The 18,437-nt window shown below is 36.6% G+C and carries 13 protein-coding genes; 8 read left to right on the forward strand and 5 right to left on the reverse strand.

Annotation, left to right across the window (positions count from 1 at the left end):
* Window positions 1-14 precede the first annotated feature (14 nt).
* The 3 genes from AC27H3_RS11295 to AC27H3_RS11305 all read right to left on the reverse strand — a co-directional run bounded on the left by AC27H3_RS11295 (window position 15) and on the right by AC27H3_RS11305 (window position 2,308).
* A complete protein-coding gene (locus AC27H3_RS11295) occupies window positions 15-440 on the reverse strand; it encodes a hypothetical protein (RefSeq protein WP_487106273.1) in 426 nt (141 codons plus the stop codon).
* A gap of 100 nt (window positions 441-540) precedes the next feature.
* A complete protein-coding gene (bamJ, locus tag AC27H3_RS11300; RefSeq protein WP_487106274.1) occupies window positions 541-1,164 on the reverse strand; it encodes a BamJ family beta-barrel-assembly machinery protein in 624 nt (207 codons plus the stop codon).
* A gap of 157 nt (window positions 1,165-1,321) precedes the next feature.
* On the reverse strand, window positions 1,322-2,308 hold the full coding sequence (locus AC27H3_RS11305; protein ID WP_487106276.1) for a ketopantoate reductase family protein: 987 nt from the start codon (window positions 2,306-2,308) through the stop codon (window positions 1,322-1,324).
* Window positions 2,309-2,739: 431 nt separating this feature from the next.
* On the opposite strand from AC27H3_RS11305, the gene AC27H3_RS11310 reads away from it, so the two are divergent.
* From AC27H3_RS11310 to AC27H3_RS11345, 8 genes are all read left to right on the forward strand, one after another.
* The gene (locus AC27H3_RS11310) at window positions 2,740-3,504 is read left to right on the forward strand and encodes a hypothetical protein (RefSeq protein WP_487106278.1); all 765 of its coding nucleotides are present in this window, start codon (window positions 2,740-2,742) and stop codon (window positions 3,502-3,504) included.
* A 200-nt stretch (window positions 3,505-3,704) separates the two neighbouring features.
* Window positions 3,705-5,420 (forward strand): purine-cytosine permease family protein, encoded by a 1,716-nt coding sequence (locus AC27H3_RS11315; protein ID WP_487106280.1) that lies wholly within the window; start codon window positions 3,705-3,707, stop codon window positions 5,418-5,420.
* A 175-nt stretch (window positions 5,421-5,595) separates the two neighbouring features.
* The gene (locus AC27H3_RS11320) at window positions 5,596-7,152 is read left to right on the forward strand and encodes a mannitol dehydrogenase family protein (protein WP_487106282.1); all 1,557 of its coding nucleotides are present in this window, start codon (window positions 5,596-5,598) and stop codon (window positions 7,150-7,152) included.
* Window positions 7,152-8,072 (forward strand): carbohydrate kinase family protein, encoded by a 921-nt coding sequence (locus tag AC27H3_RS11325; protein WP_487106284.1) that lies wholly within the window; start codon window positions 7,152-7,154, stop codon window positions 8,070-8,072. The genes AC27H3_RS11320 and AC27H3_RS11325 overlap by 1 nt, the downstream gene beginning before the upstream one ends.
* An 81-nt stretch (window positions 8,073-8,153) precedes the next feature.
* Entirely contained in the window at window positions 8,154-8,855 is a 702-nt protein-coding gene (locus tag AC27H3_RS11330; protein WP_487106286.1) for an HAD family hydrolase, read from the forward strand.
* Window positions 8,856-8,858: 3 nt separating this feature from the next.
* A complete protein-coding gene (locus tag AC27H3_RS11335; protein ID WP_085302782.1) occupies window positions 8,859-9,818 on the forward strand; it encodes a sugar-binding transcriptional regulator in 960 nt (319 codons plus the stop codon).
* A 105-nt stretch (window positions 9,819-9,923) separates the two neighbouring features.
* Window positions 9,924-11,570 carry a glucose-6-phosphate isomerase gene (gene pgi, locus AC27H3_RS11340; RefSeq protein ID WP_487106396.1) on the forward strand — a complete coding sequence of 549 codons (1,647 nt, stop codon included), beginning with the start codon at window positions 9,924-9,926 and terminating at the stop codon, window positions 11,568-11,570.
* Between the two features lie 819 nt (window positions 11,571-12,389).
* On the forward strand, window positions 12,390-14,384 hold the full coding sequence (locus AC27H3_RS11345; protein ID WP_487106288.1) for an extracellular solute-binding protein: 1,995 nt from the start codon (window positions 12,390-12,392) through the stop codon (window positions 14,382-14,384).
* A gap of 89 nt (window positions 14,385-14,473) precedes the next feature.
* Here the strand turns inward: AC27H3_RS11345 and AC27H3_RS11350 are convergent, their stop codons facing one another.
* Window positions 14,474-16,147 carry a diguanylate cyclase gene (locus AC27H3_RS11350; protein ID WP_487106289.1) on the reverse strand — a complete coding sequence of 558 codons (1,674 nt, stop codon included), beginning with the start codon at window positions 16,145-16,147 and terminating at the stop codon, window positions 14,474-14,476.
* 244 nt (window positions 16,148-16,391) lie between these two features.
* Entirely contained in the window at window positions 16,392-18,380 is a 1,989-nt protein-coding gene (locus AC27H3_RS11355) for a fructose-1,6-bisphosphatase (RefSeq protein WP_487106291.1), read from the reverse strand.
* Between the last annotated feature and the right edge of the window lie 57 nt (window positions 18,381-18,437).

Below are 18,437 nucleotides of genomic sequence, written 5' to 3' on the forward strand. Positions count from 1 at the left end.
GTAATGCTATAAGTCTACTTATAAGCAATTTTAAAAGGGGTTTCTAAATCAATAGATTGGCTTAGCTCTTGTGACACTACATTAAATATGCGCCATTGCCCTGCTGTTAAAACTAAATGGTAAAAAGCAGAGAAGTCCGTAAAAACTTCCTCATTAGGGCCAATAAACTGCCAATCAACACACGCAAGTATGACATCGTCTTTTAACTGACTAAAGCTCGACTTTAATGGCAAAAAATGTGATATTTTTGCATGTGATAATACTGTAAATATATCTAAAAATTCTTCTGTAAAGGTTTTGTCATTAGTAATTAAAACTGCTTTATCTGGCGTATGCAACGTACAAGGCAACTGATAACATTGTTTTACAGCCGACATTTCTTGTTGCTGAAACGCCACTATATAATGCTGAAATAACTCTTCTATTGCTTGTGTATGCATGAATAGCTTAATACCTTTAGCTCTACTATCAATTCTTTTTAATATTTAAATTGAGCTTATAAAAAAGCCCTCAACTGAGGGCTTTTAAAAATAAGCTTATTTAGCTAACAACCGCTAATAACTCAACATCGAATATCAAAGTTGCGTAAGGTGGAATTGCACCTTGAGAACCACGCTCGCCGTATGCTAAGCCGTAAGGTACGTATAAACGCCACTTTGAACCTTCAGTCATTAATTGTAATGCTTCAGTCCAACCAGCGATAACGCCGCCCACTGGGAACTCAGCAGGCTGGCCACGATCAACAGAGCTATCAAAGATATCGCCATTGATGAATGTACCGTGGTAATGAACACGAACAGTGCTTGCTGCTGTTGGCGTTTCACCTTCACCAGTAGCAATTACTTCGTATTGTAAGCCTGATTCAGTTGTAGTTACTTCATCACGTTTTGCATTTTCTACTAAAAATGCTTCACCTTCAGCTGCTTTAACTTTAGCTTCAGCTTGCTCTAGCTCTTGCATCTTTTTAGATACAATACCAAACGCTTCATTTAAATCTTCGTCAGATACTTGGCTTTCAGTATTAGCAATAGCATCTGCTAAGCCAGCTTGTACAGCTGATACATCAAAGTCTTTAAAAGGATTGTTACGAAGTTGGTCACCAAGTTGACGACCTACACCGTAGCTTACGCGTTGTTCAATTGTTTCAAGTTTATTTTCTGACATTATTTAATCTTCACTTAATTAATACGATAAAAATTCGCCATACGATAGCATAAATTTAACGTCCTCTGAAGTGCTAGCGATAGCGAATTTGTTATTTATTATAAGTTTTTTATCTTTCACCTTGCATTGACGGTTAAGGTTTAATGATCCAAAACAATTAAGCTAGACTTTTCGTTATTCTTTCATAGCACTGCATTAGCACAGGTGCTGATAAATTTAATTTTTCAACGAGCTTAACTGGGTAGGCAATTAATACGCCGAATTCCGAGTTAGCTCCTGCGGCTAAATCTCGTTGCATTGAAGTTTCACTACTATCGGGTAAGCGTGATAAAAAGCTTAAGGTTTCTTTTATATGTTTGTCGCCAAGGCCTACACCTGATTTTCTTGCTATATCGCCATACTCATTAACAATGCGTTCTAGTAAAAAAGCAATATGGCTTTGCGCTCTAATTTCGCCTAAATTTAACTTTCTTGCCGATGCTAGAGCCCCCCAAGCTGCAACAAGTATAAACTTACGCCATAACGCTAATTCGATATCACTTGTCACGCCAACACTAATGCCTGCCAAGGTTAATCGTTTGGCTATTTCACTAAGCTGTGCAGTTTCATCCATAACTAGCGTAGCTGTTTGCGCTTGGGTTTTCTCATCTGCGCGCTTTGAGGTTGAAGCAGAAAATGAGCCTAAAGTAATGTGCGGTTTAGCCCCGGTATGATTTATCACCCCTTCGGCAGACTTCTCCGCTATTATTTTTGCTAAACCGCCAATAATATTTTCTTTTGCTACACCGTACTCATGCATTATTTCAGCGGCATTAACACCATTTAATAAAGGAATAATTTTTGTATTTTCAGTGATTAAAGGTGTTATCTGTGCAAGCGATTCTGGTAGATGATAAGACTTTACACACAAAAAGATAACATCCGCTGGTGAAGATAAACTGTTTGGTTTCAAGTTTTCAGCATTAACAACATTAAGGTTATCTAAGTGCACATCGCCTTCAATACTTTTAATAGTTAAGCCAGTTTTTTGCATGGCTTGCAATTGTTTACCACGCGCAATAAAAGTAATCTTCTCCCCATGTCGTGCTAAACGACCACCAAAATAACCACCAACAGCACCACACCCTACAATGACAAAATGCATTACCTTTCCTTAAATTCTAAAAATATACTGAAGTTTATCATGAAGAGTCTCAAATAATCAGACGTATCGAGCTTAAAAAATCGTAACTAAATCACTGCTACATTTACTGCTCAACCTGACTTCTACTAAGCGGCATTATTTTATCTACCGACTTATTTTGCAGTAAAACTAAAATCCTCTTAACTAGAGCGACCCATTCTGACATTAGCGCCACATTTATCCCATCTAATAAACTACTGAAATTTAATATAAAAAATATTTACCGAAAAAATTCAGTACATTTTTCGAACAAACTGGTTGACGACACAAAAACTTAATGGGATTATGCTTGCGTAATGAGCAATTGCCCGAATTGCACGTTATGCTAGTAAAAAACATAAATGTAACTCAATTGTAGAGTTACTGATAAACTAAAATAGAAAGAGTTAACTATGAAAAAAAATATAAAAACATTGGGGATGACAACAGCCTTGCTATCTTGCTGCTTGAGTGCACAAGTATTGGCAGAGGTTGGTGGTGAGTTTGATTTAAGTTTTGGCATAAAAACCAATCATTTGTGGCATGGTTTTATCGTGACCGACGGTGTGATGACTGCCGGTGCATTAGAGTATAAAACTGCAGATAAAAACACCACATTCGGACTTTGGGCAGGTGGTTCATTTAACGGGGAGTACAAAGAATTTACTTACTATGCTTCGCATAAATTTTCAGACAATTTTTTCGTTGAAATAGTGAACCATGGCAATCACTCTGGCATTGCCGATGACGAGGTTGATATATTCAACTACTCTTCTGACGACTCTAAAACAGGTAACTTTACCGATCTTGGTATGGGCTACACTTTTGCTGGTGACACACCAATATCATTATACTATGCCATTATAATACAAGGTGTTGATAAGCATATAGATGATAGTTCTGGCGAGCTAGAACGCTCTTACACTAATTATATTGAGGTTTCAGCCCCCGTTTGGCACGGAAAAAATGGCGAAACAGTTAATGCCTTTGTAGGTGGTGCATTCTCTCCGGTTCATAAACGAAACTTCTACTCTGATAATGCCAATATTAATAATGTTGGCTTTACTTTCTCAAAAAAAATTAACCTTTTAAATACTTCGTTCCCTGTTTCAGCAACCGCTATGTGGAACCCGGCACTTAACCATGGTGCGCTGCAAGTTGCCGTAGAGTTATTTTAATAAAAGCATTAAAAAAGATAATCAACTGTTATAAAACAGATGGTTAGCTTAAATATCTAATCAGCTACATTGATTTGGGTAAACTGAAATAAAACGATAGAATTATTAATACTTAAACATCAAAAATTAATAATTTTAGTCTACAAACTTATCACTAAGCTGGCTAAATATAAATGTTCAGTGATAAATAGGAATTGAAAATGGCTAATATTCAAAGAGAAAATACATTTAGTGAAATAAATGAAGAACAAATGCCAGTAGCAAAAAGTAAACTACATGGCTGGAAGCACTTTGCGGGTTTGTATGCAGGAGAGCATGTTGCCGCAACAGAGTTTGTTATCGGGGCGACCTTTGTCGCATTAGGTGCTGCAACTACCGATATTTTATTAGGTTTGTTAATAGGTAATTTATTAGCAATGTGTTCTTGGTGGTTACTAACCGCACCAATAGCCGTTGAAACTCGCTTAAGTTTATATAATTACCTTAATAAGATTGCCGGTAATTCAATGACAAAGCTTTATAACTGGGCAAACGTTGTGATATTTTCAGTGATCTCAGCCGCCATGATCACCGTATCATCCACCGCAGTTAGGTTCTTGTTTGATATTCCAGCACAACTCAATTGGTACCCCAGCAGCTTTTGGTTTGTTGCCATTGTACTTGCCGTTGGTTCAATTGTGGTGTTTGTTGCTATGTATGGGTTTTCCACCGTAGCTGACTTCTCTAAAATATGTGCGCCTTGGTTGTTTGTTATATTTATTGCAGGTTCATTCACCTTATTTCCAGCATTATCGAACCATGTATTAGGGTCCACAACGCTGACTGGTTGGGGGGACTTTATCACTATAGGTGACAGTTCCATTTGGACCGGCTTTACCCCTGATGGTGAAAGTGGCATAGGGTTGTTAGAAGTTATCGGTTTTGCTTGGGCTGCAAACTCAATTACCCATTTTGGCCTTATTGATATGGCAATATTTCGATTTGCCAAACGCAAAAGATACGGTTTATTGTCAGGCGTTGGCATGTTCTTCGGTCATTACATAGCATGGATTTCAGCCGGTATTATGGGTGCAGGTGCTGCAGTATTACTTAAAACCACCATTACCTCATTAGATCCAGGCGATGTTGCTTACCATGCTTTAGGTTTAACAGGCTTTGTTATTATTATTATTGCCGGTTGGACTACAGCCAATGCAAACCTTTACCGTGCAGGTTTAGCAGCCCAGTCAATTTTTGTTAACCATTCACGTGAAAAAACCACGGCGATAGTTGGCATTGTTACCGTAATAATTGCTTGCTTCCCCTTTGTATTTTCACAAATGTTACCGCTACTTACTTATGCTGGCTTATTAGTTGTACCTGTCGGCGGCATTGTGTTCGCTGAGCATATGTTATTTCCCAAATTAGGCTTAACTCGTTATTGGGCCAAATACCAAAATATATCTCGCAGTATTCCTGCCATTGCTACTTGGGCATTAGCTTTAGCTTTTGGTTTTGGCTTAAATGCACTTGACGTAATGTCGTTTTATTACTTATTTATTCCTACATGGATATTCAGCATTGTTATTTATACGGTATTAGCAAAAAAATACGGCGCAGATAAAGATTACACTAACGAGGTAGCCGCTGAAGCACTTGAGCAAAAGGAAATTGTTTTGTATCAAACTCAGCAAGCGCTTACAGATAATCCCTTCATTGAAGATACAAGTACTATCAGCAAGATATTAAATGCAGTGTCAACAATTTCACTATTAGTGATTAGTGTTTTTGCATGTCAGGTAATGTTTTTTAGTGAAACGATGGCGGTATATGAGACGAATAAAGCACAGTTTGAGTTTTATTGTTTTATTTTCACCATTACTTACTTTGCCAGTGCTTATATGTCGCTTAAACGTCAAAAAGCCCTTAATAGCTAGCTCATTTTACTTTGCGTTTATGCAATTAACTTACTCGCTAATGTAAAAAAATGCACCGTTACATTGTTAATATACTAACAATGTAACGGGCCCAAACAACAGAAAAATAGGTGAATAGCAGCAGAGTTCATCTAATTATATTTTAGGTTCAAACCTATTTAGCAAGGCCAAAAACATGAATGATATTTCAAAAAACAACAGCCATAATCAGCCATTAACTCAGCATTTAAGCCAGTTAACATTAGCTGAGTTACCTGAACATATTGATATTCCGAATTATGACCGAAAAAATCTCAAAGCCGGTATTGTGCACATTGGCGTTGGTGGCTTTCATCGTGCGCATCAAGCCATGTATATAAATGAATTATTAAAAACACCGGGCTCTGAGCAATGGGCTATTTGTGGTATTGGCTTATTAGAAAATAACCGTGGCCTGCGCGATATTTTAGTTAAGCAAGACTATTTGTATTCTCTGGTCGTACGTCATCCTAATGGTCAAATTGATAATAAAGTCATTGGCTCAATGATCGACTTTATATTTGCCCCAGAAAATAAACAAACCGCTATCGATAAATTAGCCCATAACGACACTAAAATTGTTTCGTTAACCATTACAGAGGGTGGGTATAATTTACATCCGAATACGGGTGATCTCGACTTAACAAACCCCGATATAATTCATGACATTGCAAGCCCTAATGATCCAAAAACAGCCTTGGGTTATATTGCGGCGGCATTAAAAATTCGTCAAGCAAACAACTTACCTGCTTTTACCGTGCAATCTTGTGACAATATCCAACATAACGGAGCAGTAACACGTAAAATGTTACTCACTCTGACTGAAAAGCAAGATCCTGCCTTAAGTCAATGGATAGAAAAAAATGTAGCTTTTCCAAATGCTATGGTTGATCGCATAACACCTGTTACGACAAAAGTTGATACTGATTATGTTAGTGAAACATTTGGTTTAATTGATGAGTGGCCAATAACTTGTGAGTCGTTTTCGCAATGGGTAATTGAAGATAACTTCAGTAACGGTCGCCCAAACTGGGATTTAGCCGGCGCACAATTTGTTCAAGATGTAACACCCTTTGAAAAAATGAAAATTCGATTATTAAATGCTGGGCATTCAGTATTAGGGTTGTTAGGTTCTATTCACGGTTACGCGACCATAGATGAAACCGTGTCTGATCAAGACTTTGCAAATTATCTAAGCGCTTTTATGGACTTAGAGGTAACACCTTTGTTAGATGAATTAGACGGAATTGATTTAGTCACATACAAAGAGACCTTAATTGAGCGTTTTTCCAACCCAAATATTAAAGATAGCTTGGCTAGAATTTGTAGCGAAAGTTCAGCTAAACTACCAAAATTTTTAATTGCCACTATAACTGAAAACTTAGCGGTAAAGCGTGACTGTTCATTAGCGGCTTTAGTTATTGCAACGTGGTGTTTGTACAGCGACAAACAGGTAAACCAACAGCAGCAAGCTTTAGATATTCAAGATGCCATGCAGGAACAACTACACGAATACGCTCAACAAACTGGCTCAGATAAACTCGCGTTTTTAAAGTTAAGCAGCTTGTTTACTGACTTAATTGATCAGCCAGATTTCAGTCAACTTTACATTAACGCTATTAATTTACTTTATGTACCTACAAGTAATATTAAAAATATAATGAAAACCACCCTTGAGCAAAAATCAAATAAAGTTGCTCTGGAGACAAAATAATGAACAGCTTATTTATCAATCATAAAAGCCCTAACGAAATAACAATCAACTGTTTTGGCGAAGTTTTATGGGATTGTTTTGCTAGCGAAAAACGTTTGGGCGGTGCACCTTTAAATGTTTGTTTACGTTTAAATTCTCTCGGTATTCAAGCGAAAATGCTGAGTGCTGTTGGCAACGATGCTTTAGGAGAGGAATTATTAGATGATATTAAAACGCGCAATATAGATACTGACTTTATTACCGTTAATTCCAATAAAAAAACCAGCACCGTAGAAGTTACTTTAGATAGCAATGGCAGCGCAACATACGAAATTGTTGCTGATACCGCGTGGGATAACATAGCGTTAACTCCCGCCCTTATTGAGCAAGTTAAGTCTTCAGATATTTTTGTTTTTGGCAGCTTGGTCGGGCGTGAAAAAGTATCATTGAATACGTTAAAACAGCTGATTGAAGTCGCACAATTTAAAGTTTTTGATGTCAACTTACGTAAGCCGCACTATGATCTTGAAACGTTAATCCAACTTATGCAAAGTGCTGACTTTATCAAACTCAACGACGATGAATTATACGAAATAGCACATGCAATGGGCTCTAAATTCAATTCATTAGAGCAAAATCTTGAATTTATTGCTGAGCAAACGAATACACCTTATATATGTGTAACTAAAGGTTCCCATGGCGCTTTATTAAAAATTAATGACCAAAATTATTATAATTCTGGCTACCTGATAAAGGTAGTAGATACTGTAGGCGCTGGTGATTCATTTTTAGGTGCATTAATTTATCAGCTATGTAATACAACTAATGCACAATATGCAGTTAATTTTGCCTGTGCTGTTGGCGCTATGGTGGCACAAAATCATGGCGCAACCCCAGAGTTATCGATAAATGAAATTGAAAAATTTATGAATCCAATATGATTTATACAATTCCAATAGATTACAAAAACTTGTATTCTAGTTAAATAACTAGCATACAAGTAATGAGAATAGATAAAATTAATGAAAGCCAACGATTTAGCGATTAATAGCACCATAGATTTAATTATCTTCGATTGCGATGGTGTGCTGGTTGATAGTGAAGTGCTAAGCCAACGTGTGCTAATTGAAATGCTAGCAGAGATTGGTGTAACTGTATCACAAGATTATTTTCTTACTCACTTCTTAGGATATAATTTTGAGCATGTTACCGCTAAAGTATTCTCAGACTTTTCTGTTAAATTAACCGCTGAATTTCGTGAAAACTATCGTGACAAATTAATCAAAGTATTTGCTGTTGAACTTCAACAAACTCAAGACTTAGCGTGGATGCTTTCTCAAATTAACGTTAAAACTTGCGTCGCCACTAGCGGCAGTCCTGAAAAAGTAAAAAACTCATTGCATTATACTAAGCTAGAGCAATATTTTGGAAACCGAGTATTTACCTCTTCAGAAGTTAAAAACGGTAAACCTGCGCCAGATTTATTTTTACATGCTGCAAATAAAATGGCGGTATCACCACAAAACTGTTTAGTAATAGAAGATTCAAACGCCGGCGTTCGAGCTGGTTTAGCGGCGAACATGCATGTAATAAGATATACAGGTGCTAGCCACCTATCAGGTTTAAAGACTACAATGTCTGAAGATGTTACCACTATAGATCATTGGACTGAGCTATTTGAGCAGATACCTTCGCTTAGTTCATCTACAAAAATCGAGAGGTAAAGTGTGTTAAAGCGTTCGAATTCCGAAATAAGAAAGTTAGACGATGCCGCTAAAGCAGGTTGGCTATATTATGTTGCCGGTAATACTCAAGAAGAAATAGCCAAAAAGCTTAATGTTTCTCGCCAATCAGCGCAACGCATGGTGGCACTATCCGTTAGCGAAGGCCTAATTAAAGTGCGCCTTGAGCATCCAATCGCTAAATGTATGGATTTACAATTAAAAATAAAGACACGCTTTGGATTACAGTCTTGTATTGTTGTTCCAAGCGATACTAGTGATCCTACCTCTACATTAGGTCTTGCCCAAGCTGGTGCAAAAGAAATAGAGTTACATCTAAAAGCAACAGAGCCAAAAATAATAGCAATGGGCACTGGACGAGTGCTTCGTGCTTGCGTTGAAGAACTGTCTTTACTGAACTGTGAACAACATCAAATTGTCGCACTATTAGGCAATATGGCTTCCGATGGTTCGGCCTCTTCATACGATGTTGTAATGCGCATGGCTGAACACATTAACGCTAAGCATTACCCTATGCCACTACCTGTGCTTCCAAATAGTAAGGAAGAAAAAGACCAGTTACATGCACAGCGTTATATTGCCAATAATTTAGCCTTAGCAGCACAAGCAGATGTAACCTTTATTGGTGTCGGTAATTTAGCAATTAACTCTCCACTGCACATCGACGGTTTTGTTACCCCAAAAGAGCTAAAAGAGTTACAAACTAAAGGCGCTGTAGGAGAATTAATTAGTTGGGTTTTAGATGTTAACGGCAACCTGATTGACTGCGCAGTGAATAAGCGTGTTGCCAGTTCACCATTAAAAGCAAACTCTGACAAAGCGGTTTACGCTATAGCTGCCGGTGAAGAAAAAGTTTTTGCGATATTAGGTGCCCTAAGATCTAAACTAATCAATGGTTTAATTACCAATGAATATACCGCTGAACGCCTACTAGGCATAGATTAAATTCAATAAATCAAAAGCGTAACTACATTCGCAATAACAATAAGTCGACTATGCTTAGGCAAACAATGTCGCATTTTGAAACATACATAAATTTTATAAGGCTTAATATACATGTTGACTAATACTCTAGCGTGGCAAAACTTACAAATTCACTACTTAGATAGTAAAACGATTCACTTAAAGTCCTTATTTCGAATTGACCCTGAAAGGTTTGACAAGTTCACCATATCAGCATCTGGGCTTACGCTAGATTACTCAAAAAATCATTTAGTACCTGAAACAAAAAAATTACTTGTCGATTTGGCAGAGCAATGTGGCGTGAAAGAGAAAATAGAAAAAATGTTTTCAGGTGCGCCGATTAACACCACTGAAAACCGCCCTGTTTTACACACAGCATTACGTAACTTTTCTGATGAACCGGTTTATGTTGATGGCGAGAATATCATGCCATTGGTCAAAAACACTTTAGAAAAAATTAAAACCTTTGTTAATGATGTGTCATCAGGAACAACAAAAGGTTATAGCGGTAAAGCATTTACCGACATTGTTGCCATTGGTATTGGAGGCTCTTTTTTAGGGCCTAAAATTATGTCTGAAGCGTTAAAACCTTATCGTCAAAAACATTTAAACGTGCACTACGTTGCCAATGTTGATGGTTGTCATATTCATGATGTGTTATCTGATTTAGATCCTGAAACGACTTTAGTGATCACCTCTTCAAAAACGCTAACCACGCAAGAAACCCTTAGAAATACAGAGTCAGCAAAAGAATGGTTTTTAAAACAAGCCAAAGTGACTGACATTGAACATAACTTTGCTTGTGTCTCCAGCAATATTGAAGCGGCGAAAAGCTTTGGTATTAATGAGAAAAACATCTTTCCTATGTGGGATTGGGTTGGCGGTCGTTATTCTATTTGGTCAGCCATTGGCTTACCGCTTGCTATTGGTATTGGCTATGATAATTACTTAGCATTTTTAAATGGCGCATTTGAAATGGATGAACACTTTAGACAAGCGCCATTTGAAGAAAATATGCCGGTAATTATGGCATTACTGGGTATTTGGTATAGAAACTTCCACGGTGCTCAATCGCAAGTGTTATTACCTTATTATCATTATTTACGTGGCTTGCCAGCTTATATTCAGCAACTCGATATGGAAAGTAATGGTAAATCAGTTAATTTAGATAATAAAGAAACCAACTACGATACCGGCCCAATTATTTGGGGCAGTGAAGGTACTAATGGCCAACACTCATTTCATCAACTGATACACCAAAGTAAAACGCCTATTCCTGTCGACTTTATTTTACCACTTAATCCACATGCTGATATTTCAAATCATCATGACATGTTAATCGCTAACTGTTTAGGGCAAAGCCAAGCGTTAATGGAAGGACAAACAGAAGAGCAAGTAATCGCTGCCATGACCAAAGCTAAGTGCAGTACAGATGAAATAAGTTATTTGTCGTCTCATAAAGTCATGAAAGGCAATAAACCAAGCAATACACTTTTAATGCCGCAATTAACGCCTAAAGCTTTAGGCAGTTTAATAGCCTTATATGAACATAAAGTGTTCGTACAAGGGGTTATTTGGCAAATAAACTCATTTGATCAATGGGGTGTAGAGCTCGGCAAAGCGCTTGGCAATGAAATATTCAGTAAGCTTTCTAACATTGATATGCCTTTAGACATGGATGGCTCAACCAAAGGTTTAATTAGCATTTGTCGTAATAGACGCAATATTAGCTAAACAATAAAATTTAAAATTTTAGCCCCTAAATAGAACTTACTTACAATATATTTAGGGGCTTACACAAAACTTGTTATAGTTTTGGCTGTTAACGAATACAATGGCTAGCCTATTTCATTTAAATCTAACAACCTCGTAATACTTTCCATAAAAACTAATGCAGTTTTGCTACCTTTCTTCCAATGAATTTATTCCATTTTCAGAGTAACTTTTTCTGCCATTTTAATTTTCTTTAAAGTCTTTTTACATTAGCTTTATATGACAAGTTCGCAGGGCGAATACAGTTAATCGCTATTATTGAATGGTTTCATAACTCACTGTTCAAAAACATTAATTATTTTTGCTTGTTGTGATTTCATAACTATACTCAGTAACAATGAACTGGAATTTCACCTTTTTACTGAATATAAACATTAAAAGTATTTCATTGAAATTAGTTCATTTAAAGTAATAGCCGTTTAAAGGATAGACCATTTTTTGTTTTAAGTATTATCAACTTTACTCCTCAGTGAAATACACTTTGGTAAAAAGTCTAATCTAAACAGAGGTAAAACATGGAAGTTACTAGAACCAGCCGCCCTAGGCGGACCAAAATAATTTTACCGTTTGGCTTAATAACAATAAAGCTTACATTTCAATGTAGCCATATTTTTCGTTCTGCTCTATGGAGCCATTACCGATTTTATTATCAGAAGTGTTTGATTTATTCGCTTGGCTTTAACCTAATGGGTATATTCTCATTCAAAGTCGTACGCAGCATAAAATGCCACTCCCCTAAGAATAACATTATTAATCAATGAATAACTTTAGGGGAAATTTATGAGTAATAATCTTAACTTTATTAAGCACATCAGCTTACTCGTTGTTATCTGTGCTTTTACTTTACAAAGTAAAGAATTAAACCTCGCTAGTTTTGAGATGGAGCCTTATGTTGGCTCTCATTTAGAGCAAGAAGGTGCGATAGCCGAAATCATCTCTTCAGCTTTTGCTGAGTCAAATATAACAATAAACATATCATATTTTCCTGCGGCAAGAGCTAAATCAGCCAGACAAAAAGGAAACTATCTAGGAGTTTTTCCTGTTTTAAATAACACGGTATCTTCCAATTATTTTAAGCTTTCAGATCCATTACCAGGTATTCAACTGAAGTTGTTGAAGAAAAAAAGTACGGCTTTTACTCAGTCTTTCGACTCCAAAAAGATTGGCGTGCTACGAGGTACCTTTATAAAAGTGGCCAAACCTAAGTTTAAAAATGCCATATTTATAGAAGCAAATAGTCATGAGCAACTATTAAAAATGTTAGAAATTGGCCGGCTTGATTATGTTTTTATAGATAAATATACCGCTTCTGACTTAATGGTAAATAAGCTGCCATACTTAATTGGTGAATTGGATTTTATCTCTGGAAATAGTGAATATTTAAGCTTTCATTTAGCTTTTTATAATAATCGACCCGATGTAGAAAAAGTATTAACAGCATTTAATCAAGGTTTAAAGAAAATTAGAGAATCCGGGGAAGTAGATAACATTTTATACAAGCATGGCTTACTAGAGTTTCCTGATAAACAAGATAAAAAAACATTAAGAATAGCAACCGTTAACAATAAAGAACTCCTGCTATTAAAAGAGTTATCTCAACTATACGAAGCACAACATCCTAACATTAAATTAGAGTGGCGAGTATTAGATGAATCGGTTTTACGCTTACGCTTAATGAGTGACTTAACCGATACTGCTGGACAATTTGATGTTATGACCATAGGCGCATACGAAACTAAGCTTTGGGCAGAAAAAGGCTGGTTGCAACCTATAAAAAATCTACCATTAGAGTATGATCTAGCGGATATAATTCCCCCAATACAAACGAGTTTGACATATAAAGATAGCCTCTATGCTCTACCATTTTATGCTGAAAGCTCGATGACATACTATCGAAAAGACTTATTTAAAAGTGCAAAAATAAGTATGCCTAGTCAACCCACGTGGTCAGAAATTTTTATCTTAGCCAAGCGATTAAAGCAAAAAAATAACAATATATACAGTATATGCTTACGTGGAAAGCCCGCTTGGGGCGAGAATGTTGCATTAATCACATCCATAGTTAACAGCTTTGGTGGCCAATGGTTTAACAATGATTGGCAACCCCAATTAACCTCGAAAGAGTGGTACTCGGCTGTTTCATTCTACTTAGAGCTTATGCAGAAATATGGCCCTCCAAATGCAGACACTTTAGGATATAAAGAAAATCTTGACTTATTTTCGCAAGGAAAATGTGCAATTTGGGTTGATGCCACAGTAGCAGCCGGCACTTTATTTAATCCTAAATTGTCAACTGTATCTGATAAAGTAGGATATGCTGAAGCTCCGAAGCAGATTGCTGATAAAGGCTCGAATTGGCTATGGATTTGGTCTTTAGCAATTCCTATTACGTCAAACTCCTATAAAGAAGCTTTAGACTTTATTATGTGGGCATCTTCAAAAAATTACATAACAGAAGTCGCCTTAAATAATGACTTGATCTCCATTCCGCCAGGAACAAGACATTCAACCTATAATAATAAACACTACCATGATAAAGCCCCGTTTAGTGACTTTGTGTTTAATGAAATAATTACCGCAACCGCTCAAGCTGCAGCGTTAAAAAACAGCCCTTATCAAGAAATACAGTATGTTGGTATTGCAGAGTTTCCAGCAATTGGTAATTTTCTAGGTAAAAAAATAAGTAAGGTACTGTCAAATGAAAAAAACTTGATAGAAGCCTTGAGTGAAACGCAAGCATTCGCCGAAAAGCAAATGGAACAATCTAATAAATAAAGTTTGAAAGCGTTTCAGCCAATAATACTTATTTATACTGCAATGACGCTTACTAACTTACTATTTACATTCTTCGATTAAGAATGGCTTTAACGTAAAGAATGAACGTTACTTTTATCTTGCTTTGCATTCGAGTCGTTTTTTTCTTGTATTTCGCAAACCTTGTTTCGACCACTATTTTTTGCCTTATACAAGGCAATATCGGCAAGCTTTATTAAATCTTCAAATTTATAAGTTTCAATACTGTATTCAGCTACACCAAAGCTTGCTGAAACAGTTAAAGGTTTCGTTTCAATAATAATGATCATTTTTTCTATTTTTTTCCGAATAACCTCTGCAAGAAGCATGGCTTCATACTTGCTGGTATTAGGCAAATAGATAATAAACTCTTCGCCTCCCCAGCGGGCTAAAACATCACTTTTTCTAATTTGCTTTTTTAACGTCTGTGCAATTGCCTTAAGTACAGCATCACCGGCCGCATGCCCATGGTCATCATTTACTTTTTTAAACCAATCGATATCTAACAATATCAAAGCAGATATTTTCTTTTGTCTAATTCCTAAATGCCATTGTGACGAAGCTATGTTAGTAAATGCACGGCGATTATATAATTGTGTTAAGTAGTCCACTTGAGCATTAACTTCGGCAATAATTCGAGCTTTATCCATTGTTTTTAAATTGAAGGCTAAAGCTAGTGCCAAAATATACATTTCAATGAGCATGCCTATCTCAATACTATGAAATAATAAGGTGTTATAAGGTAAGTTCCCCTGCGTTATTGCCGCAGAAATAGCCGCACCACCAACGCCCATAAATGCAGCAGGGATAAAAAACTTGACCATTTCATGGCCATTCTTTAAGGCTAGAAAACCAAGAGAAATAAAAATAATGATTAATAATGATGTAAGTGCCACACCAAATTTAACTGCCAATAATGGATCACCATTAACAAACAAAGACAGTGATGAAACGACTAAGCCTGCATATACTACATTTTTCAACTTATTTACTTTGGGTAAATACACCTTTAACTTAAGAAACTCGAAACAAAAAGCAATCCCAAAAAGATTATAACAATGTAAAAAAACGATCATCGCCCACTTCTGAAAAATCACACTATCAGGCCATATAAACTTGAAACCGTGGCCGGTATAGGCAACATTTAAACTCAAAAAAGACAATAAATATAAAGAATAGAATAAATAACTCCTGTCTTTCAAACTGACAGAAAGTAAAACGTTATAAACCAATAAAATAAAAAAAGCACCATACAAAAAGCCATAAAAGTAGCTTGAAAGATTTAAATCGCTTTGTATTGTTTCTGTAGAAGATAAGTAAAGGGGGATGAGTAACGGGTCTTTTGATTTAAAGCGCATCAACACTTGAGTTGTGCCCGTTTTAAAGCGGTGTTGTAAAGACAACATGCGTGTTTTATTAATTCTTGCATTAAACGGTAGCGTATCACCAAGAAAAACGCTTTCTCTAATTTCATTTTCATGGATAAAGTAAAAGTCTGCGTGATCTAACCATGCAGAGTCCAAATATAATACTTTTTCGATTGCTTTAATGGACGAGTTTTGAATTAACAACGATGCCCAAATTACGTCGTTAGTAAAGCCAAAACTAACCTTACCATCACTGTTTTCAGTAAAGTTCCCTATCTTATATTGGTTTAATGCGTCTTTTAATGACAAGCGCTCATTACTCTCTTGAAGAATAGCTAACTGTTGATTAATGAATAATTTATCGGGAACAGTAGACAATTCAAGAGGTTTACTATTAGCACAAAGACTAAAAAAGCAAAGAAAAAGCAGTATAAAACGAATGATAAGCTCTCAATATTTAAAGTAACTATAATAGACTAGTATTGTGTACGGTTTTTGTCTATTAAGAATGTCATCAAACTGTCACAAAAGTATTACGGCCAGTTAAATGAATAGTTAAGTATTAGCTTAGCTTATTAAAGTTAATAGCAGTAATATCTATAGTACACATAAAGTACGATCGCTAATGTGGTTTAAGTTGTTTATCTTGATAGGCTTTATGTAATTGCTTTAATGTTGCAATTTTATTGTTAATCGAAAGAGCTTCATCACAATCACGCACTTTTAACGCAATTTTATGCGTTGCAATACATTCAATGTCAAAATCAACCTGTGGGCCACGCTGAATATATGAATCAATTGACAGAAAAGGTTTATGTGCAACAAGTGACAGCTCTTTAGCATCAGAAATTAATGTGTAGCCAGAAATTCCGGTTGTGTCACGATAAGCTTTTGCAAAGCCGCCATCAATAACAAGTAGTTTACCTTCAGCTTTAATTGGGCTTTCGCCTTTTTTAACCTTAACCGGAACATGCCCGTTAACAAGTCGACCACTCTCTGAAGAAATACCAAACTCGAGTAATATTTTTTCCGCTAAAACTGGGGTGTTGCGCATATCATAGTAGGCATTGCGCCCTTCTGAATGTGTCGATTTATCGGCGATAAAATAACGCTCAAATGTCGCCATTCTCTGCTTACCAAATAATGGCGATTGTTCTCCACACCACAAATACCACATCGCATCTTCACCGTAAGCTTTTTCAGCCGAACCTGGCGGTGAAAAATAGCCTTGCCTTGCCAAGGTATCTACTCTGTCAACAAAAGCTTTACCGGCGTATTCTTCTCCTGCAACTTTAAATGATTTAAACGAACCATCCTCATTCATTGCCACACAACCATGCAATAATAAGTTGTTATTACTGACATGATACATAGCACCATGGCTATAAAGAAAACGTATATGCTGTTGTAATTTTTTACTCTGAAAAAATTGCTCTTTAAGCTGCTCAACAAGCTCTTGCTCAGCTTCAGTAAGGCTATAGGGTGCTTGAGCTGAAATGGTAGGAAAGTGATGCTCAATTAACGGGTAAGTAATATTGTCGATATTTATTGTTCCGGCCTGGAGATCTATTTTGTCGAGTAACAAACGATCTTGCATTTGATATTGTGGCCGTCTTTTAACAATTTGCCCTTCAAGTTTTAACTGAATTATTGCTATCGCTTTTTGCATTTGTGCTAGTAAACGACGCTCATGATCCGATATTGATTGATCAGCTGGCACTTTAGGCTGAAACCTTTCACAAGGGTCATCGCCATAAAGCTCTACAGCAAGGGCTGCAAGCGGCAGCAAATTAATGCCATAACCACTTTGAATGGTTTCAAGGTCGGTATAGCGCAATGCAATACGAATTGCGGTGGCCATACAGGCTTCACTACCTGCAGCTGCCCCCATCCATAGAATGTCATGATTACCCCACTGTACATCAACACTGTGGTATTGCATGAGCAAATCCATAATATGATGAGCGCCGGGTCCGCGGTCGTAAATATCACCAATAACATGAAGTTTTGAAATCGCCAATTGCTGAATTAATTCAGCAAGAGCAACAATAAAATTTTTAGTTTGGCCTGAAGCTATCACACTATCGATGATATCTTGGTTAAGCGGGTTCAACGCCTTAGGAGGGCTTTCTATAGTAGAATCAGCTGGAGCAGAATCAGCTTTAGTATGAAATAATAACGTTTCAATTTCTGGTTTAAAAGCACTTGATATTAATGATTGAACTTTGGCGCGAGTATAACCATGGCTATAGCTGCGACAAATACTAACCAAGTTCAAAAGTGACTGAGCTGAGCAAAGTGCCTCTTGGTTTATAGCGTCGCCTTTAAACGAAAGCACTTGCTCTGGATAACATATCAATGCCGTTAGCTGATGTTGTTCAAGTGCAGTTAATTGCTTGCTGAATAATTGCTTAATTACCTCGGCGATTGAACCAGAGCCATTTTTAATGACATGAGAAAATGATTCAAATTCACCATGTAAATCAGAAACAAAATGTTCTGTGCCTTTGGGTAATTCCAGTTCGTTTTCAAGTGCTTTAATCGCATTACTGACAGCAGTAATTGAAGGATATTCTTCAGCGAGTAATTCCAGCTCTATTTCTTTATTCACTTTAAAATACCATCTTAATTTGCTATTTATAACTTAATGTACGGATTAAAACTTGCT

The sequence above is a fragment of the Colwellia sp. NW0002-52-1 genome (assembly GCF_057550865.1).

Coding starts and splice junctions, on each gene's coding strand:
- AC27H3_RS11305 (WP_487106276.1), bottom strand. CDS start 2,308: ATGCATTTTGTCATTGTAGGGTGTGGTGCTGTTGGTGGTTATTTTGGT.
- AC27H3_RS11315 (WP_487106280.1), top strand. CDS start 3,705: ATGGCTAATATTCAAAGAGAAAATACATTTAGTGAAATAAATGAAGAA.
- bamJ (WP_487106274.1), bottom strand. CDS start 1,164: ATGTCAGAAAATAAACTTGAAACAATTGAACAACGCGTAAGCTACGGT.
- AC27H3_RS11325 (WP_487106284.1), top strand. CDS start 7,152: ATGAACAGCTTATTTATCAATCATAAAAGCCCTAACGAAATAACAATC.
- AC27H3_RS11320 (WP_487106282.1), top strand. CDS start 5,596: ATGAATGATATTTCAAAAAACAACAGCCATAATCAGCCATTAACTCAG.
- AC27H3_RS11295 (WP_487106273.1), bottom strand. CDS start 440: ATGCATACACAAGCAATAGAAGAGTTATTTCAGCATTATATAGTGGCG.
- AC27H3_RS11345 (WP_487106288.1), top strand. CDS start 12,390: ATGAGTAATAATCTTAACTTTATTAAGCACATCAGCTTACTCGTTGTT.
- AC27H3_RS11310 (WP_487106278.1), top strand. CDS start 2,740: ATGAAAAAAAATATAAAAACATTGGGGATGACAACAGCCTTGCTATCT.
- AC27H3_RS11330 (WP_487106286.1), top strand. CDS start 8,154: ATGAAAGCCAACGATTTAGCGATTAATAGCACCATAGATTTAATTATC.